This window comes from Rhodococcus sp. T2V, from assembly GCF_029269925.1.
Classification (GTDB): domain Bacteria; phylum Actinomycetota; class Actinomycetes; order Mycobacteriales; family Mycobacteriaceae; genus Rhodococcus_F; species Rhodococcus_F koreensis.
Genome location: NZ_JARJBD010000011.1, coordinates 1 through 23,906, shown reverse-complemented (window position 1 = coordinate 23,906; position 23,906 = coordinate 1). Strand labels below are relative to the sequence as shown.

The following is a 23,906-nucleotide window of genomic DNA, read 5'->3' as shown; positions in this document are numbered from 1 at the left end:
ACCGGTTCGGCGGCGGTGGGTGTTCGGGACCCTGATCGCGGCCGGCGGGATCGTCGCGCTCGGACTGTCGATTCTCGTCGCGGTCACGCTCGGACCGGCGGACGTCTCACTGGTCAACGTCCGCGACGTGCTGCTCAATCACCTGGGGCTCGCGGATATTCCGGTGCGGCTGTCGAAGAACGCGATCGTGTGGGAGGAGCGCCTGCCCCGGGCACTGGTCGCCGCCGCGTGCGGCGCCGGACTCGGACTCTGCGGCGTCATCACGCAGTCGCTGCTGCGCAATCCCCTCGCCGACCCGTTCGTCCTGGGGATCTCGTCGGGTGCGTCGACCGGCGCGGTGGTGGTGGGTGTGCTCGGGGTCGGCGGCGCCGCGCTCGGACTGTCCGGAGGCGCATTCATCGGCGCACTGGTCGCGTTCGGACTGGTGTTGCTGCTCGCCCACATCTCCGGCGGCAACAACGACCGCGTCATCCTCGCGGGCGTCGCGAGCACCCAATTGTTCTCGGCGCTCACGTCGTTCGTCATCTTCGCGTTCGCCGATTCCGACGAGACCCGCGGCGTGATGTTCTGGCTACTCGGCTCCCTCGAGGGGGTCCGCTGGGACGACGTGACCCTGTGCGCGATCGTCGTGTTCGCCGGCACCGCCCTGTGTCTGCGCTACGCGTACGTCCTCGACGCCTTCTCCTTCGGCGACGAGGTGGCAGCGTCGCTCGGCGTCGCGGTCGGCAAGGTCCGCCTCCTGCTGCTGGTGGTCACGGCGATCATCACCGCGACCCTCGTCAGCGTCGCCGGGGCGATCGGCTTCGTCGGACTGGTACTCCCCCACGCCGCACGATTCCTCGTGGGCCCCACACACAGTCGGCTGATCCCGGCGACCGCGGTGATGGGCGCCGTCTTCATGGTGTGGGTGGACGCCGTCTCCCGGGTCGCGTTCGCACCCACACCGCTGCCGGTGGGTGTCGGCACCGCCCTCGTCGGCGTTCCCGCGTTCATCGTCATCCTGTCCCGGCGAAGGAGAACCCAGTGACACTCCACGCAGACGGCGTCACCTGGAATCGTGGGGGCGCACTGGTCGTCGACGGTGTCACCGTCACACCGGAACAGGGTGCGACGGTGGGTCTGCTCGGACCCAACGGATCCGGCAAGTCCTCGCTCCTGCGCCTGCTGAACGGCGTCGTCCGCCCTACCTCGGGTGTCGTGACCCTCGACGGCGACGACCTCACCACCGTGCGTCGCAAGGACATTGCGCGCGCCGTCGCCGTCGTGAGCCAGCACGCCGACACCGATGTCGACATCAGCGTGCGCGACGTGGTGCGACTCGGACGCATCCCGCACCGCGGAACGTTCGGCGGCAACCCGGCCGCCGACGAGGCCTCCGTCGCCGACGCTCTCGAGCACACCGGCCTCGCGGCGAAGGCGGATCGTCTCTGGCACAGACTGTCCGGCGGCGAGAAGCAACGAGTGCAGATCGCCCGTGCCCTGGCGCAACAACCGCGCGAGCTGCTCCTCGACGAGCCGACCAATCACCTCGACATCCATCACCAGCTGGAGTTGCTCTCGCTCGTCACGCGGCTGCCGGTCACGAGCGTGATCGCCCTGCACGACCTCAATCTCGCCGCCATGTTCTGCGACACCGTCATCGTGCTGAAGGAGGGTCGCGTCGTCGCCGGCGGAACCCCCGCCGACGTGCTGACGTCGGACCTGATCGCCCAGGTGTACAACGTCCGGGCCGAGGTACTCGTCGACGAGGCCAAGGGGCGGTTGTCCATCCTGTTCGAGCCGGGTCCGGTTCCCGTTCCCGTCCACTGAGGAACGACGACTCGTGACGGAGACGGACACCCGCAGGCGCTTCGTGGGTCGATGGTCGCTGCTGAGCAGTCTGGCCGCGGCGACCCCGGAGGTCCGGCTGCTCGTCCTCACCCAACTCGCGTTCAACGTCGGCTTCTTCATGGTGCTGCCCTACCTGTCGGTGTACCTGTTCGAGGATCTCGGTCTGCGGGCGGCGTTCGTCGGCGCCGTGCTCGGTCTCCGCACCTTCTCGCAGCAGGGGCTGTTCTTCGTCGGCGGTTCGCTCGCCGACCGCTGGGGCGTCAAACCGGTGGTCCTCACGGGTTGCGCCTGCCGCATCCTCGGTTTCGCCGGGTTGGCCCTGTGCACGTCGGTGCCCGGGATCGTGGTCGCGACCGTCCTGACCGGGTTCGCGGGCGCCCTGTTCTCGCCCGCTGTCGAATCGGCGCTCGCCACCGCCGCCGGCCGCACCGACGACGGGGGACGGTCCCGGGTGGACGCGTTTGCGCTGTTCACCGTGTGCGGGCAGATCGGGTCGTTCACCGGGCCGCTCGTCGGATCGATACTGCTGCTGATCGCCGACTTCGCGGCCGCGTGCCTCGCCGCAGCCGGGGTATTCGCCGCGATCCTGCTCGCGCACCTGCGGTGGCTGCCGTCCGGGCCCGGCGCCCACGCCACCGACAGCTGGCGCGACGGCTGGCGGGAAGTTCTCGGAAACAGGCCATTCCTCCTCTTCGCCGCGGCGATGAGCACGCAGTTGGTCGCGTACAACCAGCTGTACCTGCTGCTGCCGCTGGAGGTGGAGCGGGCCTGGGGCTCGCAGTCGCCGCTCGGCTGGTTCTTCGCCCTGTCCTCGGTATTCGTCGTCGCCGCCCAACTGCCCATCACGAAACGGGCGCACACCCACGGCGCACTACCTCTCGGCCTCGCCGTCATAGCCGCCGGTTTCGCCGTCATGGCCGTCGCCGTCCCCGCCCAACCCCGCGGGATACCCGGACTGATTCCACCCGCCGCCTTCGTGCTCCTGCTCGCACTCGGCCAGATGATCGCCATGCCCGTCGCACGAGATGCGATTGCCCGCATGGCCTCCGGCCGCCGGCTCGGAACGTACTACGGCGTGTTCGCGTCCATCGGCGGAGCCGCCGTCCTGCTGGGATCCGTCGTCCTCGGCGCCCTGATCGACTCCGTGCCGTCCACCGGGTGGCCCCTCGCCGCACCGTGGTGCGCTGTCGGAGCACTCCTCACCGGAAGCGCACTGACCGTTCGTGTCGTGTTTCCCGCTCGCCGACGGGAAGAGACCACCGACTGAATCCGGCGCCGATGTCGTCGGGAGCGGTGTCGTCGCCGAGTCGGGGGTCGGCGTCGAATGTCATCGCTTGTCCGGCGATGTCGTAGGTGGGCCAGCCGGGATCCCCGTGCGCTGCGAAGTCGAGCCAGGTTCGGTGCATCGCGCGGGTGAGGGCGCCGGGTGCGTCGTCGCCGATGAGGCCGCGGCATGCCTGTGTGGTGCCGAAGACGAAGGGAACGTCGAGGCCGTGTGCGGCGCCGTGCAGTGGTGATCGCCATGCGAATTCGTAGACGTAAGCGGGGCCGGGGTGACGGCGCGCGGTGCGGCGGCTCGGCGACCGGAACATCAGGTCCGTGTAGGCGGCGGTGAGTGCCTGCGCGGGGGTGACGGCCGGGTCGTGGAGACGGTGTCGTTCCAGGAGCGCTTCGGCATCGGGGTAGGTGGCGGCCAGTTCGGCGACGGCGTCAGCCGCGTCGAAGGCGGCGAACGCGTCGGCACCGAAACCGAGGTTGGCTTCCTCGAGTGTCGTGCCGATCAACAGCTCGACGCCGCGCGCGTGGGTGCTCGGGACCCCGACCGGGTCGGGGAGGACGTCGTCTCCCGTGGTGGGGAGGAACAGTGCGCGTCCGTGGCCCGGGTCGAAACCGTTGTCGTCGCGCAGGTCTGGGCGAGGTGCGGTTCTGAGCAGGGCACCCTGCGCGCGCAGCAGGTCGAGGGCAGAGCATGCCCGGAATGCGTCCGCGGTCGGGGAGGTTCCGAGCCGGGCGGCGACTGCTTTCGTGAGTTCTTCGGTGAGCGCGAGCGGGCGGGCCATCTCGTCGTGTCCGCTCTGGACGATCGCACGCCGGAACAGTCCGGCGGCCGGCGGGGAGTGCAGCAGGAACGCGATCGAGGTGCCGCCCGCCGATTCACCGAAGACGGTGACGTTGTCCGGGTCCCCACCGAACCCGGCGATGTTGTCGCGAACCCAGTGCAGTGCCGCGATCTGGTCGCGCAATCCGATGTTCGTGGTCTCGCCGGGCAGCGCGAGGAAGCCCTCCGCGCCGAGTCGGTAGTTGACGGTGACCAGGACGACGCCGTCGTGCGCGAACGCGGTGCCGTCGAACGCCGGGGCGGCACCCGAGCCGATCATGAACCCGCCGCCGTGGAGGTAGACCATCACCGGGAGCCCGTTCGTGCCGGGGTCGGGTGTCCAGACGTTGAGATTGAGGTAGTTGCCGTCTCCGGTTACCCATCCGGGTCCGACCAGCGGCGCCAGACACGCCTGAGTGGGATGCAATTGCGGCTGTGGTGCGGTCGCGCCGTAACCGGTGGCGTGCCTGGTCCCCGACCAGCGTTCGGCGGGGGCCGGCGGTGCGAATCGGCGTTCGCCCGCCGGAGCTGCCGCGTACGGGATTCCCAGGAAGCGGGCGACCCCGTCGGTGTGGTCACCGGAGAGTCGCCCCGCCTCTACGTGCACGGTACGGACGGTCATCAGCGACGTCCCCTTTCGTGTGGCCAGGCCGAGGGGGTCGTCCGAATCGGTTCCCCTCGACCCAGCCTGCCACGGGGCTTCGATGCCGGCCGGAACTGTCAGGCCTCGAGGCCCGATCCACCGTGGCAGTCGGAGATGGTCGGGGGCGCGGACAGGAACGGTCGCAGCTCGAGCCATTCGTGGATCGGCTTCCCGCCCGCACCCGGCGCCGCCGACAGCTCGCCGGCCAGTTCGAGCGCCCGCTCGTGGGATTCGACGTCGATCACCATCCAGCCCGCGATCAGGTCCTTCGTCTCCGCGAACGGGCCGTCGGTGACCGGCGGCCGTCCCTCACCGTCGTAGCGGACGAACGTCCCCTCGGGAGCAAGCGCCTGACCGTCGACGAACTCCCCGGTCCCCTCCAGCTTGGTCGCGAAATCCTGCATGTACTGCACGTGCGCCGAGATCTCCTCCGGCGTCCACTCGGCCATCGGCACGTCGTTGACCGCCGCCGGCGCGCCGCGGTAGTGCTTGAGCAGAAGGTACTTGGCCATCGTGTTCTCCTCGGTACGGGTGCGACCCATTCTGGCCGCATTCACCCCAGGGACGGAGCCGATCACCGGTTCTCGACATCGCCTCCGGAACTATTTTCGATCGAGGCGATCGAGCCAGTCGCCGAGCAGCGCGGCGAGCAGTGCGGGCCGCTCGTGCACGAGCGCATGACCGGCGTCCTCGACGACAGCCAGGGCGGCGTGCGGATAGCGCTCGAGCAATTCGCACGCGTCGGCGTACCCGGCGACCGAATCGCGCCTGCCGGCCACGATCACCGTCGGCCCCGGGAACACACCCGACCCGACGTCGACCGCCCACCCGGCGAAGATACGTCCGAGCGCCTCCTCGTCGACGAGCGTCGAACCCGGCACCACATGGTCGCGGTAGCGGCGAGCGGTGGCCCGAGTACGCACGACGAAATACTCGTCGAACCCCGCCCACTGCGCGCGGTCGAGTTCGTCGTAGGCATCGGCGGCCTGACGAACCACGGTGTGGTCGGACACGTTTCGCGACCGCTCGCCGACCGGACACACCAACGCCAGTCCGAGCACGACCTCAGGGCGCTGCGCGGCCACACCACGAGCCAAATAGGCGCCGTACGAATGCCCCACCAGCATCACCGGGCCCGCCCCGAGGCCGTCGACGAAGTCGCCGAGCAGCGTCACCACATCGTCGTTGCAGGTCAGCCCGTCCGCTGTCGACAGGCCCATCCCCGGCAGGTCCGGGTAGATCCGCCGGTACCCCGTGCCCGGGACGACGGCCTCGATCGCCGCCTCGATCTCACGATGATCCACGCCGGCGCCGTGCAGGGCGACAATCGGCACACCACTACCGTGCTCGACCCAATGGACCACGGCTTCGTCGATCCGGCGCTCCATGGCAACACACTAACGATCCACGGCGTCCTCGCCGATCCGCGCCGTCCACACGGGCCGCGCGGGAACTGCGGGTGGAGAGTTCCGCTAGCCGGTGACCGGTACCCGTGCGCCGAGGGTGGTGGCGGCGCGACGGACTTCGGGGATCAGGTGGGCGATCTGGGCGTCGTCGAGGGCGTCGGTGGGTCCGGTGACGCCGAGGACGGCGACGAGGGTGCCGTCGGCGGCCCGGACGGGAGCGGTGACGGAGACGATGCCGAAGAGGCGTTCGCTGACCGAGACCGCGAAGCCGTCGCTGCGGATCTTGTCGAGCTGGGCGGGCAGTTCGTCCTTCCGCAGTGTGCCGCCGCCGGCGAGGGGGACGTCGCCGATGCCGGCGAGGATCGTCTCGACTTCCTCGGCGTCGAGGTGAGCGAGGATGGTCTTGCCGGCGCCGCCGAGGTACAGCGGGAGGCGCTCGCCGACGGGAAGTACGTAGCTGAGCGGATGTTCGCTTTCGACTCGGGCGATCAGGACCCGCGAGTTTTCGACCCGCACGTACATCGACGCGGTGAACCCGGTGTTGGCGGCGAGTTGTTGCAGCGTGGGCTGGGCGAGGACGCTGAGCGGGTTGGTGACCATGAACGCGTGGGCGACGGCCAGCGCGGCGGGCCCGGCGGTGTAGGTGTCGCCGATCCGCGCTGCGTAGCCGCGGTCGAGGAGCACCCCGAGGATGCGCTGGACGGTGGCGACGTGCAGGGAGGCATGCCGGGCGACCTCACTCAATCGCAGCGGCTGCTTGGCGTCCTGCAGGACGCCGAGGACGTCGAACGCGCGGTCCAGGGAACGCATGTTGTTTGTCGGTGCCGCCATTGCGCCCCCTCCGGGTCGAGACCATCTCAGGTGAGTGGCGATGTGCGCGCCTACGCACATCGCCACTCACCTGAGGCGAAGTACCACGCTTTCGATCGAACTTATCATTGTGCGAGAACGGTCAGCGGATGGCGGTCGCGTTGCACGGTGAACCCACGCCACCGACGAAGTTGAGCGGTTTCACGGTGACGAGGGCGTCCCAGGTACCGGTGCGCCGGCTGTCCTCGACGAGGGCCGTGAGGTTCCACAGTTCGCCGAGTGGGACGCCGAGTTTGCCGATCAGTTCCTGGTGCATCATGCCGGCGTCCTCGGGAGCGGACTCGGCGAAGGGACTGCCGGGGAGGACGGGCAGGACTTCGACGGCGAAGGTGTCGGTGCCGAACAGGGCGATCTTGTTGTCCCACAACCATCGTGCGAGTTCGCGACTCTGCGCGAAGCCGGTGGAGCGGCGACCCGCGCGGACCTCGTTGCGCTGGTCGTCGGTGGCGGTCAGGTACCAGTGCGCCCATCCGGTGTGGACGAGGATCAGATCTCCGTCCTGGATCCGGCTGTTCTGGCGGTCGAGGGCGGCGTCGAGGTCGGCGGCCTCGACCGCCGGTCCGCGAACGTGATCGAGTGGGGCGCCCCGGTCCGCGAACAACCCCTCGAGGTCGAGGAGCAGTCCGCGGCCGACGATCGGATCTTGTGACCAGGCCTGGATCCCGAGAGCAGGAGCGTTCTCGGTGACCTGGTCGTCGGGGGTGCCGTCGTAGAAGCCGTGTCCGGACACCCGTCGGTGGCGCAGCCCGTCGAGGTGGCTGCTGGCCTGCAGGTAGAACCCGTCGAGCAGGTCGTCGCGGGATTCGGCGTGCGCGGAGACGATGGTGTGCTTCGGCGCCGTGCGCGACCGCGCCATCGGCGGATCGAACGCGCCGAGCGGATGGTCGAGGGCGAACACGGCTCCGCGGCGGACGAGTTCCGCGGCGGCGCGGACCTGCCCGGGGCCGGCAAAGTTCGCCGTCCCCCGGTCCCGGTTCTCGAAGATTCCCCAACTGGACCCCGCCGGTGCCCCGTCTGAGCGGGAACACAGCTCGGCGTAGGTGGAGTCGGCACCGATCGTGCTCACGGGCCTGGTCATCCGACGTGCTCGGGGGCGCGGGCGGGAGAGTCCTCGTTTCCGAGGGCGTCCTCCTCTCCGCCGTGGTGGAAGTACGACAGCACGAAGGCCAGGAGGCCCGCGATGCCGGCGGATCCGTAGGCGTAGGGGGCGAGGAGTTCCTCGACGTGGGTGACGATGTGGCCGTCACCGAGGATCAGGCCGACGGTCTGGCCGAGCACGATCGCCAGTCCGCCGAGCAGGAACGCGAAGACGCTGATGCGGAAGAGGATGGAGAAGCTTTTCTGGAACATGACGTGTCCTGTCGCGGGATCAGACGGGGAGGAGGCCGAGGGCGATGAGCACTCCGATGCCGAGGATGGGAACGCAGTAGTACTTCAGCAGTGGCATGAAGATCTTCGACGGGTCGATCCGGGCGATGCCGGAGGCGACGTAGATCGGGGCGCCCGACGGCGGGGAGGCGCCTTCGGTGGACGCGAACACCAGGACGGCGGCCGCGGCGACGGGGGCGGCGATGCCGGTGCCGACCAGTGCGGCGACGGCGACGGGGCCGACCGAGGCCATGGTGGCGGAGGCAGTCAGCGGGATCGCGATGATGACGATGATGACGCCGACGAGGATCGCCATCAACCAGGACGGTGCGCTGAGGCTTTCGAGCATCGCGGTCAGCTGCTGAGGCAGCTTCAGCTTGGCCAGCACCGCCGAAGCGGAGAACGCGGCGACGATGGTGATGCCGATGACGCCGAACTGGGGTGCCGCGTCGCCGAGGACCTTCCACCAGCCCGTGGTGGTCTTGGGCAGGTGTCGGCGGCCGAGGAAGAGCACCAGCAGGATCATCAGGACCGGGATCCAGGTGATCAGGCTCAAGGCGCTCGACATCACCAGGTCGGTGTAGTGCGCGATGGGGGCGGCGATCGGCCCGCGGGTGAGCAGCAGCGGGATCAGGATCGGGACGAACAGCAACAGCGAGGTCCAGCCGACGCGCAGACTCCGTTTCACCGGGATCCGGTCCTCGGGGGCGATCGGCTGCAGGCCGTTCTTGCGCACCAGGTAGTAGCTCAGCACGAGCCGGTAGCCGAGGCACCAGAGGCCGGCGATCGCGAGCGGAACGATGATGTCGTCGGCGGCCATCATGCCGGTGACGGTGCTGGATCCGACCAGGATGAACATGGTGGCACTGAACGGGAACGTCACGCCCATACCGGCGCAGCCGGCGACGACGGTGGCGGACAGTTCACCGCTGACGCCGGAGCGTTTCATCCACGGCACGGTGACCGAGCCGACCGCGGCGGTGACGGAGGCCCCGACGTGGGCGATGGCACCGAACATGCCGCCGGCGACGGTGGAGGTGTAGATCGGGCCGCCGCGCAGCCGTCCCAGGAAGGAGTTGAGGATGTCGATGAGCCGGTCCAGCACCGGCGTCTTCGCGAGGATGAAACTCATGAAGATGAACGCCAAACCGGCGAACGTCACTTCCTCCTGCATCGAGTCGACGAAGCCGTCCCACATGTATTTCGGAGCGTCGCGACCGGCGAACGCGCCGACGACGACGAACCCGACGATCATCGACTCGCCGATGTTGCGTTTGAGGACCGCATTCCAGAAGACGATGGAGGCGATGAACGCCAGCAACGCCCAGATGGCGATCATGACGCGACCTTGCGGGCGGCGATGATCGCGGCGCGGCGCTGCGCCTCGTCGGCTTCGACCGCGCGGCCACCGGCGAGGCTGGTAAAGGCTTCGGCAGCCGGGACGATGATGACGCCGTCGTCGTCGGCGACGACCAGGTCACCGGGCGCGCAGACGACACCACCGACCGCGACCGGGACGTCGATCTTGCCGGGGCCGTCCTTGTAGGGGCCTGCCGGGTTGACCGCGCGGGCCCAGACGCCGAACCCGATTTCCCGGAGGACGTCGATGTCGCGGGCGGCGCCGTCGATGATCATGCCGACGCAGCCGCGAGAGCGGGCGCGTTCGGCGATCAGTTCACCCATCAGGGCCCGATTCTGGTCGCCCTGTCCGTTGATGACGATCACCTCACCCGGCTGCACCTTCGCCAGCGCCTCGTGCAGCGCCTTGTTGTCACCGGCGCGGGTCCACACCGTGCGGGCGCGACCGACGATACGTGCACCCTTCCACATTGCGTGGATACCCGAATCGACCATTCCCATGCGCTGGCGGGCGTCGCCGATGTTGGCGACCGGAAGCCCGGCGTAGGAGTCGAGCAGTTCGTCGGCGGCGCGGCCGTTCGCATCGGCCAGGGTGCGGTGCACCTGTGCCGTGGCGGACGCGAGGACCGGGCGCACGTGGAGGATGTCGAGAAGTTCCACCGAGGCCGCCGCCTCCACCGCCCGGCGCGCGGCGTGCTTGCGAGTGCCGTCCCGCAACCGGTCGAGCGCGGAGAAACTGCCGGACAGCTCGCCGGCGATCTGCGCACGCACCCACTGCTCGGCGTCCGCGGCGGTCCCCGCATCGACCGATTCGACGATCAACGCGCCCAGGCCCTTCATGAACGTGCTGCGCAGCAGCTTGCGGTTCGAGGCGTCCCCGGGAGCACCGCCGATGTCCTCGACCGAGGCACCGAGTTCCTCGAAATACGCAGCAGCGGAGGCAGATCCGCTGCCACTGATCACCAGCGCGGTACGCGCGCCGTGTGCGGGAACCGACCCGACCACCGCGACGTCGGCGAACGAGGCACCGGCCGCGGTGACCACCTCTGCAACCTGCGCCTTGATGTGTGCCGCGGCCGCATTCATGTCCGCGTAGCAGACGTCGTCCGCCAGATGGGGGGCTGCGTCGGTGGCGGCCCGCACTGCCACCTTCGCACTGGTCAGGCTGAGCACGAGATCCGCGCCCCGGACGGCGTCGGCGACGGCGTCGAAGCGCAGCACCCCCGCCGGGGTGGCGGTGTCTGCCGGGTCGAAGCCGGTCACCTCCCAGCCCTTCGCGAGGAATCCCGACGAGTAGAGACTTCCGGCTTCACCGAGCCCGAGAACAGCGACCTTCATGATTTCCTCTCATACTGTGATAACGTCTATCACGTGATGTAGTAATCGTGGTCACAGAGGGCGGTGGTTGTCAAGGCGCCACAGCTCCCGAGAAGTCGGAGGGAACAAGGCGCGGGCACCACAGGCCACGCGCCATTTCGGCATGTCAGCGATTGCGGGGACACGGTCGTGAGACCCGACGGGGCGGCCGGAAAATGGTTGGCGGGCGCGACGCCCGCACTGCTAACGTTCGGAGGACCGTGACTTCGAGCGAGGAGGTGAGACCCATGAACGCAGTACGCAGGTGGGTGCTCCCCCTCTTCACGGCCGGGCGATCGACGTAGGTGTCGCCGGGAGCGCCTCGACAACAAGGCAATCCCGAAAGGCAACACCATGCACTTCACCTCTGAGACGACATCGTCGAACGGTGTCATCGAACGAACCTTCACCCTGGGCGAGATCACCGGCGTGCTCTGGTCGCCCGCATCCGGAACAGTCGGCGCACCGCTGCTGCTGTCGGGGCACAGCGGCGGCATGCACAAGAAGGCGCCGGGACTGGTGGCCGGCGCACTCCACTGCGTGACCACCTACGGGTACACCGTCGCCGCCATCGACGCGCCCGGACACGGTGACCGGCCGCGGAACCCTCAGGATCAACGGTGGGGCGACGCGATCCATCAGGCCCGGGCGGCGGGCGAGCCGATCGCCCCGATCGTCATCGACTACAACGCGTCGCTCGCGGAGCGTGCGGTGCCGGAATGGCAGGAAACCCTCGATGCACTGCAAGCGCTGCCCGAGATCGGCACCGAAGTGCCGATCGGCTACGGCGGCATGACATTGGGTGTCGTGACCGGGCTGATGTTGGCGTCGGTCGAACCCCGGATCGCTGCCCTGAGTATCGGTGCGGTCTTCGTGGACGACGCTCTGATCGAGACGGCACGAAAGATCACCGTCCCGGTCGAGTACCGGATTCCGTGGGACGACGAATACATCGACCGCCGAGCCGGTCTCGCGTTGTTCGACGCCCTCGCCTCGAGGGAAAAGACACTGCACGCCCACCCGGGCGGGTACAACCAGGTGCCCGAGTACGAGCGTGACAGCTCGGCCCGGTTCTTCGCCCGCCACCTCCGCCGGGCCGGCGCGGCACCGGCCTGACGTGACCGGTATCGGCGGCCGGACACCCAGCTCGGCCGCCGATACCGATGTCGCGCTTCCGGATCCGCACGAAGCCCGGCGTGGATCAGGCGTGCAGTGTGAAGCCGATCCCGCGGACGGTGTGGATGAGGGGCGGGATGCCGCTCGATGCGAGCTTGCGGCGCAACGAGCTGACGCACATGTTGAGTACGTTGGTGCGGGCTTCGCCGGGATAGCCCCAGACGGTACGGAGGAGGTGTGGGCGGCTGACGACACGGCCCGCGTTCTCGGTGAGGATGCCCATCAGTTCGAATTCGGTTCTGGTCAGGAGAATTCGGGCGTCGTGTATTTCGGCTGCCCTGCGCGCAGTGTCCAGGGTGATGTACGCGGGGTGTGACGGATTCGGTACCGGGGGTGCGAGGCGCCGGAGCAACGCGCGTAGCCGGGCGATGGCTTCATCGTGGACAACCGGGGCAATCAAGACGTCGTCGGCGCCGGCCTCGAGGAGTTCGCACACGCTGTCGGAGTCGGTCGGTTGCGGTCCGGCGATCGCCACGATGCCGATGCCCGGTTCTGTAATTCTGACCGCCCCTACGGCCGCGAGGCCGTCGAAACACGGGACTCGGGAGTCGATGATGACGACATCGGGTCGCTCAGGCGTGGACTGCACGGCTGCTCCGCGGATCACGCGGAAGCCGGCGTCGGCTGAGAGCCGGGTGATGAGTGACGCCTCACCGTGTGGCGGGAGGGCGAGGATGATCGCTGGTGTCGAGGCAGGAGTGAGCGGTGAGGTCATTCGCGATGTCCGAGATGGTGTGTGGGTGCCGGCTGGGGCACGGCCGCGACTGTGTGGGCGGCGGAGTGGGGGTGAGTGTCAGACGAGTTCGGCTTGGTAGTCGATGTGTGGGCGTAGTGCCGCCCAGCCGAATCCCAGTGCCGCGCAGAGCGGGATCAGCAGCAGCAGCCATCGTGCGACGCCGCCCTGTCCGCTGAGCAGGACGTCGTAGTTCTGCACGGCGAGCCACACGACCACCGCGAATCCGAGGAGTGCGCCGGCGGGTGCCACCGTGGTTTTCCAGATGCTCGTCTCCAGGCGGGTGCGGGCGAAGAAGGCGATGATCGACGCCGAGGTGAGGGCGAGGATCACGATGAGCGAGACGGTGCCCAGGGACAGCAACCAGCTGAAGGTGACGGTGATCGGGTCCGCGCCGGCGAGTTCGAAGGCGGCGAGGATGATCGCGAGCACGATGCCGACGACCAAGGCGGCCGCAGCGGGGGTGCCGGTGTTGGCGTTGGCTTCACCGAGGCGGTGCGGCAGCACCTTCGCTCGTCCCAGCGCATAGAGGTAGCGGGAGAACATGTTCTGGAAGCCGATGAGCATGGCGATGAAACTGGTCACCACCAGGATTTCCATCACCGTGCTCAACCAGGCACCGACTTCGGACTCGGCGATGGCGAACACGAATCCGGCCGGGTCGTCGGTGGCGGCGGCCTGGACGGCGTCCGCGCCGACCGAGTTGCCCAGCGCCCAGGTCGTCAGGGCGTAGAAGACGCCGATGAACGCGATCGAGGTGTACACGGCGCGGGGGATGGTGCGGTGTGGGTCCTTCGCCTCCTCGGAGAAGACGACGGTGGCCTCGAAACCGGTGAAGCAGGTGATGCAGAACAGGAATGCCACACCGAGCCCGGGACCGACCAGCGCGGACGGATCGAAGGCCGCCAGCGAGTTCCCCGAGACGCCGCCCCCGAAAATGATCGCGACGTCCAGGACGACGAAGGCGGCGACCTCGAGCAACACGAGCAGCCCCAGTACCTTCAGGCTGACGTCGACACCGCGGACGGTGAGTGCGGTGACCACGGCCAAGGTGGCGAACAGCAGCACCCACGCCGGCACGTCGACCCCGAGTTTGTCGGTGATCAACTGTTGCGCGAACACTGAGTACTGGGACCACAGGGCCGCCTGCAGCGCCGTGTAGGCCAGGATGGCCAGCCCGGCGGCGGCAGTGGCCAGCCGCGGCCCGAATCCCTGCGCGATGTACGCGACGAAGCCGCCGGCATTGGTGATGTGCCGGCTCATCGTCACATACCCCACGGAGAAGACGACGAACAACAGGGCCGCCAGCAGATACGTCGCGGGGGCGGCGACGCCGTTGACGGAGAAGACGACGGGAGAGGCGCCGACGATCGCGGCCATCGGGGCGACTGCGGCGACGACGAAGAACACGATCGCCGCAACCCCGAGCCTGCCGGCCCGCAACCCCGCCCGCCCCTCCCCGGGGGGCTCGTTGTGACCGGTGTTCTGTGGCGGGACGGCCTGGTGGGGAGGAGTGGACATTGGAGCCTCCGAAGAAAGACATTCGCGGGGTAGTACGGGGTGGGTGTCGCGGCGTGTTCGTGGTTGACAGTTGGCGGACGGATCCGCGTCAGGCCGTGGGTCCGGGACGAGCGTCGTCGACGGACGGGGTGCGTTCGAATTCGCGCGCGTACGAGCCCATGGTGATGTTGACCAGGTCACCGCTCTGCTGGTCGATGCCGAATTGGATGCCGACGGTGCGAAGGGCGTTCAGGTCGACCAGGACCATGCCCTCGACGCCGACGTTCTTCTCCAGCCAGGAGAACAGGTACGTGTTCTCGCGCAGCTTCCAGTAGGTGCAGCTGTCGGTGTCACCCACACCCAGCTCGGCGCCGCCGATGCACAGCCAGGTGAAGAGGTTCTCGTTGAGGTAGACGTGGTCGTAGACGTCGTCGCCGCTGTAGGCGTAGCGCACCCGGCGCCCGATCAGCTCGTCGGTCGGCTCGTGGGCGTCGGCCGCGGTGGCGGCGCTGCCGGCGATCTGGCCCTGGAACCACCGCTGGCGGGCGAGGTGGGGGTTGGGGCCGAGTCCGAGTTCGCCGACCGCGCCGGTGACCTGACCGGTGGTCAGATCGAGCGCCGCGCTGACGACGACCGGGTGGTCCTCGCCGCTGCGCCGGTAGTGCAGGTAGAACAGTCCGGGTTGCATCTCGAACAGTTCGTAGGTCTCGGTGCCGGCCTGCTCGCCGGTGCGCCAGCTCAGTGCTGCTTCGGAAAATGCGTGGGTGAGGGTGAACTCGTCACCCGAATCCACGAAGCGGGCGTTCAGGGTGAGTTCCCGGCCGTCGAGGGCGCGGCTGTAGGCGGGCCGGTATTCGTCGAAGCCGTCGGCCATCTCGCTCAGCGAGGCCCAGTCGTCCTTGTTCCAGCTGAAGGCCGAGGTAGTGGAGGTGCTCATGGTGTCAGGTGTCCTTGAATCTGTGGAGGGATTTCCGGTGGGCGTTCGGGGCCGGGTCAGCCGAGGTTGACCCAGACGCCCTTGGTCTCGGTGAATTCGTCGATGGCGTTGGAGCTCATCTCCCGGCCCCATCCGCTAGAACCGAATCCGCCCCACGGGGCGGCGGGATCGAGGAACGGCAGCATGTTGACGAAGACACTGCCGGCGTGGATCGACGCGGCGAGGTTGTGCGCCAACTCGAGGTCCTTGGTCCAGATGCAGGCGGCCAGACCGTAATCGGTGTCGTTGGCGCGGGCGGCGAGCTCGTCGGCGTCGTCGTAGGACAGGATCGACAGCACCGGCCCGAAGATCTCCTCCCGGGCGATGGTCATGTCGTCCCGCACACCCGAGAACACGGTGGGCGCGAAGAAGTTCCCGCCGGACAACTCTCCGCCGACGCGGCTGCCGCCGGTCACCAACTGCGCGCCCTCGGCGACACCGGCGTTGACCAGCCGCTCGACGTGGTCGGCGTGCTCGGGCGAGGCCAGCGGGCCGATCACCGTCTCGGGCGACATTCCGGGACCGATCGGCAGCACGCTCGCCGCGGCGGCGATCTTCTCGGTGAACTCGTCCACTCTCTTCGAGTCGACGAAGAACCGCGTGTAGGCCGCACACACCTGACCGCTGTTGAGCAGGGCGCCCTGTAGGTTCCCCGCGACCGCTGCGTCGATATCCGCATCTCGCGCAATGACACTCGGCGCCTTGCCGCCGAGTTCGAGGGTGACGCGCTTGAGGTTGCCCGAGGCCGCGACGACGATCTGCTTACCGACCGCGGTCGACCCGGTGAACGACACCTTGTCGACGTCGGCGTGCTCGGTGAGGGCCTTGCCCGCCTCGGGGCCACCGGTCAGGCAGTTCACGACTCCGGGCGGGAACCCGGCGTCCACGCACAGCTTCGCCAGGAACACGGTGCTCAGCGGCGTCTGTTCGGCGGGCTTGAGGATCACCGTGTTGCCGCAGGCCAGCGCCGGAGCCAGCTTCCAGGCGGCGATCATCAGCGGGAAGTTCCACGGGGTGATCAGCGCGCACACGCCGACCGGTTCGCGGCGGGTGTAGTGCATCGTGTTGGGGATCGACACCGCCGAGTTCCTGCCCTCGATCTTGGTGCACCAGCCGGCGTAGTAGCGGAAGACCTCGGCGGCCATGGTGAGGCTGACGGTCTTCGCGACCCCGAGCGGCTGGCCCTGGTCGCGCGTTTCGAGTTCGGCGAGTTCGTCCGCGTGCTGCTCGATCAGGTCGGCGACCTTCCACAGCAGCCGTGCGCGGGCGGCGGGCACCAGTGCCTTCCACGCCGGGTCGGTCAGCGCCTGCCGCGCCGCCGCGACCGCGGCGTCCACGTCGGCTGCGCCGGCGTCGGCGACCGTGCCCAGAGGCTCACCCGTCGCCGGATCGTAGGTCTTGAACTCGGCACCGGACCGGGCCGGAATCCACCGGCCGTCGATCAGCAACTGCTCGCGCACATCCATTGTGAGAACTCCTCGAAATACTCGTGACCAGGTCACGTGACGTGAGTCTCACTCTGCTCCGGGATCCGTGGGAATGCATTGCCGAAGTCCGTACAAGCATTGACTAATCCCGCACACTTTCGGCGGCGGCAAGTCAATCGAGAGATTCACCAGAAACCATTTGGGGGAGCACGGGTCCCGCACCTCACTCGACGAGTGTGCGCAGAAACCGGCGCAGGTGCTCGAGCGCGGCCTCGTTGAGTTCAGGGCGGTCGAGGGTGATCTGCTGAAATATCAGCCCGTCGGCGGCCGCGATGAACAGCTGAGCCATCGCCTCGTCGCAGTCGATTCCGCCGTGCGCCAACTCCTCACGGAGGGCCTGCCGATATGTGCCGTACAGAGACTCGACGTGCGAACGTAGTTCGGGACGCCGACGCGATTCGAGGATCAATTCGTACTGGAACGCCTGCTCGTCGGGGTTGACGACGACCATCTCGATCAATCCGGCGAAGATCGCATCGACGTCACCGGTGCCCGGCCGGGTGCTGATCGAGGTGACACTGTTTTCGACGGAATACTGCAGGGCGGCCTCGAGCAGGGCGTCCCGGCTGCCGAAGTGGTGGGCGACCAGGCCGTGCGTGACGTTCGCCTCGCGGGCGACGGCCCGGTAGGTCAGATTTCGCAGCCCCTGGGCGGCGACGACGTGGACGGCGGCGGCGAGCAGTGCCTGTCTGCCCTCGCCGTACATCGGCGAACTCCGACCCGGCGTGGACGTAACAGCGGTCATCGGAGTCCTCCAGGATTCTTTTCATCTATCCACTTGACTAGTTGTACAGCACGGGGCATATTTGTGCCACCGATCACATCTATCCATCTGGATATTTGACTCCTCTTCGCCAGCGGTTCGCTTCGACCGCACCAATGCCCTCGGCACGCAGAAGGACCCCCACCATGACGAATACAGCGGACTACGAACCGCAGGCCACGCTCGCTGACCGGGAGGCGTCCGGCGCAGTCGCCATAGTCACCGGCGGCGGGAGCGGGATCGGTGCCGCCACCGCGCAGTCGCTCACTGCCGCGGGCTGGTCGGTGGTGATCTGCGGGCGGCGGGCCGGCGCCCTCGCGCGGGTGGCCGACGCCACCGGGGCACATCCGATCGTCACCGACACCACCGACAAGGCCGCCGTAGCCCGCCTCGTCGAGAGCACCGCCACCCGTTTCGGGCGCCTGGACGGACTGGTCCTCAACGCCGGAGTCGTCCGCCCCGGGCCGGTCGGCGAATTGTCCGACAGCGATTGGGCGGCGATGGTCGAGACCAACCTCACCGCCCCCTACCGCCTGCTGCACACCGCCCTGCCGCACCTCGTCAGGAGCAGCGGGGCAGTAGTCGGGGTGTCCTCGGTCAGCGGGCTGCGCGCCTCGGGCGGAACCCCCGGCTACAACGCCACCAAGGCGGGACTGAGCATGCTGCTGCAGTCGGTCGCCGTCGACTACGGGCCGCGAGGAGTGCGCGCCAACGTCGTCTGCCCCGGTTGGACCCGCACCGAGATGGCCGACGAGGAAATGGCCGAACTCGGCGGTGAACGCGGACTCGACGCGGAGCAGGCCTATCGCCTCGCCTCCGCACTCGTCCCGTTGCCTCGGCCCGCGTATGCCGCCGAAGTTGCCGCCACGATTGCGTGGCTGCTCTCCCCCGCCGCCTCCTATGTCAACGCCGCCGTGCTGCCGGTGGACGGCGGGCACAGCGCGGTCGACGTCGGCACCGTCGCCCTCGACCCACGATTCTCGCTCGCCGTCCCCACGCCCTGACGGACCACAGTGCGAACTGCTCGAATCGACGCCCCCTACCCACGATCGAAAGAAGAACCGATGCCTACCGCGTTGCTCAACGGCCGCATCTACACCGTCGACCCGGCCGCACCCTGGGTGCAGGCCGTTCTGGTCGACAACGGCGTCTTCACGGTCGTCGGGTCCGACGACGACGTCCGTGACGCCGCCCCGGACGGTACCGAATTCGTCGACCTCGACGGCCGCATGGCGATGCCCGGACTGCACGATGCCCACACCCATCTGCTGTTCAGCGGGTTGAAGTTTCGCTACGAGGCCCGCCTGACACCGGGTGGCTCCCCGAAGGAGATCGTGCACGACCTCGGTCACTGCAGATGCGCCGAACTCGTCGACGAGGACGTGCAGCCGTGGATCGTCGGCGGCGAGTTCGTTCCCGCCGACTTCGCCGCGGGAGAACTGGACCGCAAATTCCTCGACGAAGCGTTTCCTGATCAGCCGGTGTTCCTGTACGACTACACCATTCACCACGCCCTGGCCAACTCCACCGCACTCGACCTCGCGGGGCTCTCCGACGACTCGGTGGACCCACCTGGTGGCCGACTGGTCCGCCGGGAAGGGACGAACGAGTTGACCGGGGAACTCGTCGAGCAAGCCCGCTGGCCCGTCATGCGCGCCATGTCCGATTACCGTGCCGACATCTATCGTGACGCGGTCGCCTGGGCGGCGTCGGTGTGCCATCGGTACGGCATCACGTCCGTCCAGGAGGCCTCCGCGTCTCCGCAGGCGCTTGCGGCCTACCGGGACCTCGACCGGGACGGCGCACTGAACTTGCACGTTGCCGCACACCTGGTCTGGAAGGAGGAGGGTTTCGGCATGGCCGATACCGCCGAACTCGACCGCACCATCGCCGAACGGGCGACGTTCACCAGTGAACATCTGGATACCGGACGCATCAAGATCTGGCTCGACGGATCACCCCTGCCACCGCACATGACCCAGGCGGACCTCGACGCCCACGGCACCGTCGACCCCACCAACATTCTCGTCGACGAAGATCAACTCACCGAGGTGCTCCGCGGATTCGACGCGGCAGGGCTGTCGGTGAAAATCCACTGCGCCGGTGCGGGTTCCGTGCGCGCCGCACTCGACGCCTTCGCAAACGTCCGCCAGACCAACGGCACGCACGGTCCGGCCCACGAGATCGCGCATTGCCCGTTCATCCACGACGACGACTACAAGCGATTCAGCCAGCTCGACGTGATCGCCGAGATGTCGCCCGCAATCTGGCATCTCGACATTCCCGGGCACGACGATGCATTCAAGTTCCGCACCATCCTCGACTCGGGCGCCACGATGACCATCGGCTCGGACTGGATCATCACGCCGAATCCGAACCTGTTCCCCGCCCTGCAGGGCATGCTGCAGCGCGGAGACGAGGCCGTCGATCTGACCACCGCCGTGCACCTGATGACCCTCGGCGGCGCACAGGTCGTCGGTCGCGACCACGCGCAGGGCACGATCACCCCCGGGAAGTCCGGCGACCTGATCGTGCTCGACCGCAACATCTTCGATGTCCCGACCGAGCAGGTCGGATCGACGCAGGTGCTGCGGACCCTTTTCGAGGGGCGCACCGTCTTCGACGCCGAGGCATCGACCGCCGCCGATCTGCATCGGCCCTGAGCGCACTACCCCCTTCCGACTGTGGACCAACACTGGAGGACTCACCGTGTCCAACCTTGATTTCGACACCGTCGCAGCCTTGTACGAGGCGTGGAACACCCGAGACATCACGGCCTGGGTCGATTCGTTCACCCCGGACGCGACCTGGACGAATCTGCCCACCGGAGAGGTCCATGCCGGCCACGACGGGATGGCGGACAACTACCGGCATTGGGACGGGCCGTTCCGCGACGGAACGTGCGAGAAGCTGACCTTCGCCGGGGGCGACGGTCTGGTCGTCACGGAGTTCGTCGCCGTCGGCACCCACACCGGCCCCCTCCCGACCCCGGACGGAGACGACATCCGCCCCACCGGTCGCACACTGTCGGTTCCCTTCTGCGACATCCACCGGGTCGAGAACGGCCGGATCACTTCGACCCGGCGGTATTGGGATCAGCTCACCGTTCTCACCCAGCTCGGACTGCAGTGAATCCGCACTTCCCCCAATCACGAAGGACCACCAGATGCCCCACACTCTCGACGGTCGACGCACCCCCTTCGACAGCACCGATCCCAACTCCAGGGGACGCGTGGCACTGATCGTTCTCTTCTCCTCCGTTGTCGGCACTCTCCTGCTCATGGCTCCTGCCGTGGCCAGTCAGCTCCAACTTCAGCTGGGACTGAATCCCTCGCAGACGGGTGACTTGTTCTCTGCCGAACTCGGTGCGATGAGCTTCGCCTCGATCCCCGCACTGTGGTGGATGAAGAGATTCGACATCCGGACGATGTCCACGATCTTCGGCGTGATCTTCATCGCCGGCAACGTCGGCTCCGCGTACATCGACGACTACGGCACCCTACTCGCCGTACGCTTTCTCACCTCCCTCGCGGGCGGGTCGCTGATGGTCCTGTGCATGTCGCTCGCCGCACAGACCCGCGACCGCAACCGCGTGTACGGACTGTGGGTGATGGGACAATTGTCCTTCGGAGCAGTCGGATTGGCGGTGCTTCCGCATTTCTTCGACACCTTCGGAATCGGCGTCGTGTACTGGACCCTCGCCGTGCTGATGATCCTCGCTCTGCCGCTCGCACGATTCCTGCCGGAGCGCAACGTCACGGCCGACCACGCGGGCGACGACGAGGCCGGACCGCCGCGCAACTATGTACTGCGCGCCGCACTCGGACTCGTCGCCGTGCTCGCCTTCTACGTGAGCCTCAGCGGAATCTGGACGTTCGTCGGCGGCGTTGCCGCTGCATCCACCATCGGCACCGAAACCTCGAGTTCGATCCTGTCGATCGCCACGATCCTGGGTATCGCCGGTTCTGCACTGGCCACTGTCCTGGGCGCCCGGCCGAGCACGAGAACCAACCTCCTCGTCGGGTACGTGGCGATGACGCTGTCGGTCTGCCTGCTCGCCGGAATGCCCATACTACTCCGGTTCACCGTTGCAGCACTCCTTTTCAAGTTCACCTGGACGTTCATCCTCCCCTACATCATGTCCACCCTGTCTGGCCTGGACCGGTCGGGGCGCGTGGTGAACCTCGCCAACATCGCAATCGGCGGCGGCTTCGCGATCGGCCCGTTCATGGGAGGCCGCCTCGTCGAGAGCGCAGGCGGATACGGAACATTGATCGCAGTCAGTGCTGCGGGACTGGTCCTGTCGCTGGCACTGATCATGGCGGCGCAACCCCGGCGGATCGCCGCGCCTGTCGTCACCACCCCGGTTCCGCAGATGGCCGAGTAGCGGACAACAAACAATGCTGCTGAACAAGCACTTTCAGTCGAGAGCCTGATCGAGGGCACCGCCGGCAGACCGATAGCGGCCGGCGGTGACTCCGAAACGGGTCTTGAACAACCTCGAGAAGTGCGCCGGGTCGGAGAACCCCCAGCGCGCTCCCACGGCGGCCACCGGGAGGTGGCAAAGTCGCGGGTCGAGGAGATCTCGCCGACACTGCTCGAGTCGGCGTTCCCGGATCCACCCGCCCACGGGGGTGCCGTCCGCCTCGAAGATCTTCTGCAGATGCCGCACCGAAATATGATGCGCGGCAGCGACCATCGTCGTATCGAGGCCCGGATCCGACAGGTGATCCTCGATGAACGAACCGACCCGAACGCGGAGCGCCGTGTGCCGCGATTCGAGCGACAGACTGTCGGTGATCTGCAGCTGTTCGGCAAATGCCGCGGCGAGGACATCGAGGACCGCGTCGTTGAGATGCACCGCCACCGCGGGCGCGGTATCGAAGACCCGCTCCCCCAGATCCTTGACGAACGGGGCGACCAGCGCGCCCATGCCCTGGCGGCCGGAGATCCTCCGCGCCGTGAGCTCCGCTATTCCTGTAGGCGGGACCCGCAGCAGCTCACGCGGGAACATCATGACCAGCATCCGGAACCGATCGTCGAACGAGAGTTGATAGGGCCTCGTCGTGTCGTAGATCGCGAAGTCACCCGGCGTCAACGCGGCCTCACGGTCGTCCTGCGTCAGCACGCAGTAGCCGCGGACCTGCAACCCCACCTTGTAGAAACCCGGATCGCTCGCGCGGATCGTCCTCGGGGTGCGGCGCACGGTGTGCGCCGACGCGACGACCTCCGCAACCTGGACCTGACCGAGGGAGGTGCCGTGGATGTAGCCCTCGAAATCGGTGTCCGGGGCAATCGACGTCTCCAGGGGGACGAAGCTGTCGATCACCGACGCTCGGAACGTGTCGAGATCGACGGATCGAGTCCGACGTTCGACGATCTCACCCATAGTTGACTCGCTCCTCGAAACCGGAGTGCAGGTGCTCCGCCGGCTTCGACGAGGACGGCGATACTTCTCGCCCGGATCTGCTCTGCCGGAGCAGGGCTCGCAGATGCGTGAGGGATCGTTCGGTCAACTCGGGGCAGCCGATCGTGATCTGATGGAAAACCAGGCCGTCGGCGGCCGCATAGATCAGGTGACTCAAGGCGGGGTCGGGGTCCATCCCGGCGCATTCGAGCTCGAACTGGAGCCCGTCGATGTACGCCTGGTAGATCGACTCGACGTACGGGCGCAGTTCCGGCCGGCGTCGGCACTCGAGGATCAGCTCGTACTGGAAGGCTTGATCGTCGGGGTTGTTCTCCACCATCGTCACCAACCCGGCGAAGACGGCGTCGAGATCACCACTTCCCGGACGGGTGCTGATGGAGGTCACGCTGTTGTCCAGGGAGAACTGCAGCGCCGCTTCGAGGAGCGCGTCGCGAGAGCCGAAGTGATGGGCCACCAACCCGTGAGCGACGCCGGCCTCGCGCGCCACCGCCCGGTACGTCAATTTCCGGAGTCCCTGCTCGGCGACCACACGCACGGCCGCCGACAGGAGGGCGATGCGGCCCTCTCCGTAGCGGGGCGCCTGACGGGCGGGGTCTTCCTGCGAGCTGCTCATCGTGGTCATTCTCCGATTCTGTACGCGGTCGTCGCCAACCTGGGCCGTTCCGGACCCTGCGAAGAAATTTCTCCCTGTCCACTTGACCAGTTTCTCCACGAGGTGCATTCTATGTGCCATAGATCACTGCTGTCCAGATGGACAGTTCTCGGCCCGGGCGGAAACCCCCATGGCACCCGCGCTCGCCCGACCCGCTGCCGCGGCAACGAATTCGTCCTTCACTTCTCAGGAGTACTGACATGCATTACGACACCGACGTGATCGTCGTCGGCGGTGGATTCGCCGGAATCACCGCCGCCC

The 23,906-nt window shown here is 67.8% G+C and carries 23 protein-coding genes; 8 read left to right on the top strand and 15 right to left on the bottom strand.

Going from position 1 to position 23,906, the window contains the following annotated elements:
* The first annotated feature begins 19 nt into the window (after window positions 1–19).
* Genes P3H15_RS12085 through P3H15_RS12075 form a run of 3 tightly spaced genes read left to right on the top strand, consistent with a single transcriptional unit; the run spans window position 20 to window position 3,097 of the window.
* On the top strand, window positions 20–1,027 hold the full coding sequence (locus tag P3H15_RS12085) for an iron ABC transporter permease (RefSeq protein ID WP_276137447.1): 1,008 nt from the start codon (window positions 20–22) through the stop codon (window positions 1,025–1,027).
* Complete coding sequence (locus tag P3H15_RS12080) at window positions 1,024–1,809, top strand: ABC transporter ATP-binding protein (protein WP_276137446.1); 786 nt, start codon at window positions 1,024–1,026, stop codon at window positions 1,807–1,809. Before P3H15_RS12085 ends, P3H15_RS12080 begins: the two co-directional genes overlap by 4 nt.
* Window positions 1,810–1,822: 13 nt before the next feature.
* A complete protein-coding gene (locus tag P3H15_RS12075) occupies window positions 1,823–3,097 on the top strand; it encodes an MFS transporter (RefSeq protein ID WP_276137445.1) in 1,275 nt (424 codons plus the stop codon).
* On the opposite strand, the gene P3H15_RS12070 is transcribed toward P3H15_RS12075, so the two are convergent.
* The 8 genes from P3H15_RS12070 to P3H15_RS12035 all read right to left on the bottom strand — a co-directional run bounded on the left by P3H15_RS12070 (window position 3,030) and on the right by P3H15_RS12035 (window position 10,912).
* The gene (locus tag P3H15_RS12070) at window positions 3,030–4,550 is read right to left on the bottom strand and encodes a carboxylesterase/lipase family protein (RefSeq protein ID WP_276137444.1); all 1,521 of its coding nucleotides are present in this window, start codon (window positions 4,548–4,550) and stop codon (window positions 3,030–3,032) included. The two genes, P3H15_RS12075 and P3H15_RS12070, sit on opposite strands and share 68 nt — an antisense overlap.
* Before the next feature lie 98 nt (window positions 4,551–4,648).
* Complete coding sequence (locus P3H15_RS12065) at window positions 4,649–5,083, bottom strand: YciI family protein (RefSeq protein ID WP_206016180.1); 435 nt, start codon at window positions 5,081–5,083, stop codon at window positions 4,649–4,651.
* Between the two features lie 90 nt (window positions 5,084–5,173).
* Window positions 5,174–5,959, bottom strand: coding sequence for an alpha/beta fold hydrolase (locus tag P3H15_RS12060; RefSeq protein ID WP_276137443.1), 786 nt, complete (start codon window positions 5,957–5,959; stop codon window positions 5,174–5,176).
* An 84-nt stretch (window positions 5,960–6,043) separates the two neighbouring features.
* Window positions 6,044–6,808 (bottom strand): IclR family transcriptional regulator, encoded by a 765-nt coding sequence (locus P3H15_RS12055; RefSeq protein ID WP_276137442.1) that lies wholly within the window; start codon window positions 6,806–6,808, stop codon window positions 6,044–6,046.
* A 121-nt stretch (window positions 6,809–6,929) separates the two neighbouring features.
* Window positions 6,930–7,913, bottom strand: coding sequence for a cyclase family protein (locus P3H15_RS12050; RefSeq protein WP_276137441.1), 984 nt, complete (start codon window positions 7,911–7,913; stop codon window positions 6,930–6,932).
* A gap of 8 nt (window positions 7,914–7,921) precedes the next feature.
* A complete protein-coding gene (locus tag P3H15_RS12045; RefSeq protein ID WP_276137440.1) occupies window positions 7,922–8,197 on the bottom strand; it encodes a hypothetical protein in 276 nt (91 codons plus the stop codon).
* A gap of 19 nt (window positions 8,198–8,216) precedes the next feature.
* A complete protein-coding gene (locus tag P3H15_RS12040; RefSeq protein ID WP_276137439.1) occupies window positions 8,217–9,554 on the bottom strand; it encodes a TRAP transporter large permease subunit in 1,338 nt (445 codons plus the stop codon).
* Window positions 9,551–10,912: an NAD(P)-binding domain-containing protein gene (locus P3H15_RS12035; RefSeq protein WP_276137438.1), complete on the bottom strand. Its 1,362-nt coding sequence runs from the start codon at window positions 10,910–10,912 to the stop codon at window positions 9,551–9,553. The genes P3H15_RS12040 and P3H15_RS12035 overlap by 4 nt, the downstream gene beginning before the upstream one ends.
* Window positions 10,913–11,284: 372 nt before the next feature.
* On the opposite strand from P3H15_RS12035, the gene P3H15_RS12030 reads away from it, so the two are divergent.
* Window positions 11,285–12,046, top strand: coding sequence for an alpha/beta hydrolase (locus P3H15_RS12030; protein WP_276137437.1), 762 nt, complete (start codon window positions 11,285–11,287; stop codon window positions 12,044–12,046).
* 85 nt (window positions 12,047–12,131) lie between these two features.
* Here P3H15_RS12030 and P3H15_RS12025 read toward each other — a convergent pair whose 3' ends face one another.
* From P3H15_RS12025 to P3H15_RS12005, 5 genes are all read right to left on the bottom strand, one after another.
* Window positions 12,132–12,821 carry a response regulator transcription factor gene (locus tag P3H15_RS12025; protein WP_276137436.1) on the bottom strand — a complete coding sequence of 230 codons (690 nt, stop codon included), beginning with the start codon at window positions 12,819–12,821 and terminating at the stop codon, window positions 12,132–12,134.
* A gap of 78 nt (window positions 12,822–12,899) precedes the next feature.
* Window positions 12,900–14,360 (bottom strand): APC family permease, encoded by a 1,461-nt coding sequence (locus P3H15_RS12020; protein ID WP_276137435.1) that lies wholly within the window; start codon window positions 14,358–14,360, stop codon window positions 12,900–12,902.
* A gap of 88 nt (window positions 14,361–14,448) precedes the next feature.
* On the bottom strand, window positions 14,449–15,276 hold the full coding sequence (locus P3H15_RS12015; protein WP_276137434.1) for a MoaF C-terminal domain-containing protein: 828 nt from the start codon (window positions 15,274–15,276) through the stop codon (window positions 14,449–14,451).
* 56 nt (window positions 15,277–15,332) lie between these two features.
* On the bottom strand, window positions 15,333–16,781 hold the full coding sequence (locus P3H15_RS12010) for an aldehyde dehydrogenase (RefSeq protein WP_276137433.1): 1,449 nt from the start codon (window positions 16,779–16,781) through the stop codon (window positions 15,333–15,335).
* 184 nt (window positions 16,782–16,965) lie between these two features.
* Window positions 16,966–17,547 (bottom strand): TetR/AcrR family transcriptional regulator, encoded by a 582-nt coding sequence (locus P3H15_RS12005; RefSeq protein WP_276137432.1) that lies wholly within the window; start codon window positions 17,545–17,547, stop codon window positions 16,966–16,968.
* A gap of 164 nt (window positions 17,548–17,711) precedes the next feature.
* On the opposite strand from P3H15_RS12005, the gene P3H15_RS12000 reads away from it, so the two are divergent.
* Genes P3H15_RS12000 through P3H15_RS11985 form a run of 4 tightly spaced genes read left to right on the top strand, consistent with a single transcriptional unit; the run spans window position 17,712 to window position 21,952 of the window.
* Window positions 17,712–18,569 (top strand): SDR family NAD(P)-dependent oxidoreductase, encoded by an 858-nt coding sequence (locus tag P3H15_RS12000; protein ID WP_276137431.1) that lies wholly within the window; start codon window positions 17,712–17,714, stop codon window positions 18,567–18,569.
* Between the two features lie 60 nt (window positions 18,570–18,629).
* On the top strand, window positions 18,630–20,228 hold the full coding sequence (locus P3H15_RS11995) for an amidohydrolase (protein ID WP_276137430.1): 1,599 nt from the start codon (window positions 18,630–18,632) through the stop codon (window positions 20,226–20,228).
* A 46-nt stretch (window positions 20,229–20,274) separates the two neighbouring features.
* Window positions 20,275–20,697, top strand: coding sequence for an ester cyclase (locus P3H15_RS11990; RefSeq protein WP_276137429.1), 423 nt, complete (start codon window positions 20,275–20,277; stop codon window positions 20,695–20,697).
* Between the two features lie 34 nt (window positions 20,698–20,731).
* Window positions 20,732–21,952 carry an MFS transporter gene (locus tag P3H15_RS11985; RefSeq protein ID WP_276137428.1) on the top strand — a complete coding sequence of 407 codons (1,221 nt, stop codon included), beginning with the start codon at window positions 20,732–20,734 and terminating at the stop codon, window positions 21,950–21,952.
* Between the two features lie 33 nt (window positions 21,953–21,985).
* Here P3H15_RS11985 and P3H15_RS11980 read toward each other — a convergent pair whose 3' ends face one another.
* Window positions 21,986–22,954, bottom strand: a complete 969-nt coding sequence (locus P3H15_RS11980) for a helix-turn-helix domain-containing protein (protein WP_276137427.1) — start codon at window positions 22,952–22,954, stop codon at window positions 21,986–21,988.
* Entirely contained in the window at window positions 22,947–23,606 is a 660-nt protein-coding gene (locus tag P3H15_RS11975; RefSeq protein WP_276137426.1) for a TetR/AcrR family transcriptional regulator, read from the bottom strand. Before P3H15_RS11975 ends, P3H15_RS11980 begins: the two co-directional genes overlap by 8 nt.
* Window positions 23,607–23,906: the final 300 nt, after the last annotated feature.

Bases quoted from the DNA above. Each gene is read 5' to 3' on its own strand.
- P3H15_RS11985 (WP_276137428.1), top strand. From the start codon at position 20,732: ATGCCCCACACTCTCGACGGTCGACGCACCCCCTTCGACAGCACCGAT.
- P3H15_RS12020 (WP_276137435.1), bottom strand. From the start codon at position 14,360: ATGTCCACTCCTCCCCACCAGGCCGTCCCGCCACAGAACACCGGTCAC.
- P3H15_RS12030 (WP_276137437.1), top strand. From the start codon at position 11,285: ATGCACTTCACCTCTGAGACGACATCGTCGAACGGTGTCATCGAACGA.
- P3H15_RS12070 (WP_276137444.1), bottom strand. From the start codon at position 4,550: ATGACCGTCCGTACCGTGCACGTAGAGGCGGGGCGACTCTCCGGTGAC.
- P3H15_RS12015 (WP_276137434.1), bottom strand. From the start codon at position 15,276: ATGAGCACCTCCACTACCTCGGCCTTCAGCTGGAACAAGGACGACTGG.
- P3H15_RS12005 (WP_276137432.1), bottom strand. From the start codon at position 17,547: ATGACCGCTGTTACGTCCACGCCGGGTCGGAGTTCGCCGATGTACGGC.
- P3H15_RS11975 (WP_276137426.1), bottom strand. From the start codon at position 23,606: ATGAGCAGCTCGCAGGAAGACCCCGCCCGTCAGGCGCCCCGCTACGGA.
- P3H15_RS12000 (WP_276137431.1), top strand. From the start codon at position 17,712: ATGACGAATACAGCGGACTACGAACCGCAGGCCACGCTCGCTGACCGG.
- P3H15_RS12065 (WP_206016180.1), bottom strand. From the start codon at position 5,083: ATGGCCAAGTACCTTCTGCTCAAGCACTACCGCGGCGCGCCGGCGGCG.
- P3H15_RS11995 (WP_276137430.1), top strand. From the start codon at position 18,630: ATGCCTACCGCGTTGCTCAACGGCCGCATCTACACCGTCGACCCGGCC.
- P3H15_RS12040 (WP_276137439.1), bottom strand. From the start codon at position 9,554: ATGATCGCCATCTGGGCGTTGCTGGCGTTCATCGCCTCCATCGTCTTC.
- P3H15_RS12045 (WP_276137440.1), bottom strand. From the start codon at position 8,197: ATGTTCCAGAAAAGCTTCTCCATCCTCTTCCGCATCAGCGTCTTCGCG.
- P3H15_RS11980 (WP_276137427.1), bottom strand. From the start codon at position 22,954: ATGGGTGAGATCGTCGAACGTCGGACTCGATCCGTCGATCTCGACACG.
- P3H15_RS12035 (WP_276137438.1), bottom strand. From the start codon at position 10,912: ATGAAGGTCGCTGTTCTCGGGCTCGGTGAAGCCGGAAGTCTCTACTCG.
- P3H15_RS12010 (WP_276137433.1), bottom strand. From the start codon at position 16,781: ATGGATGTGCGCGAGCAGTTGCTGATCGACGGCCGGTGGATTCCGGCC.
- P3H15_RS12060 (WP_276137443.1), bottom strand. From the start codon at position 5,959: ATGGAGCGCCGGATCGACGAAGCCGTGGTCCATTGGGTCGAGCACGGT.
- P3H15_RS12055 (WP_276137442.1), bottom strand. From the start codon at position 6,808: ATGGCGGCACCGACAAACAACATGCGTTCCCTGGACCGCGCGTTCGAC.
- P3H15_RS12025 (WP_276137436.1), bottom strand. From the start codon at position 12,821: ATGACCTCACCGCTCACTCCTGCCTCGACACCAGCGATCATCCTCGCC.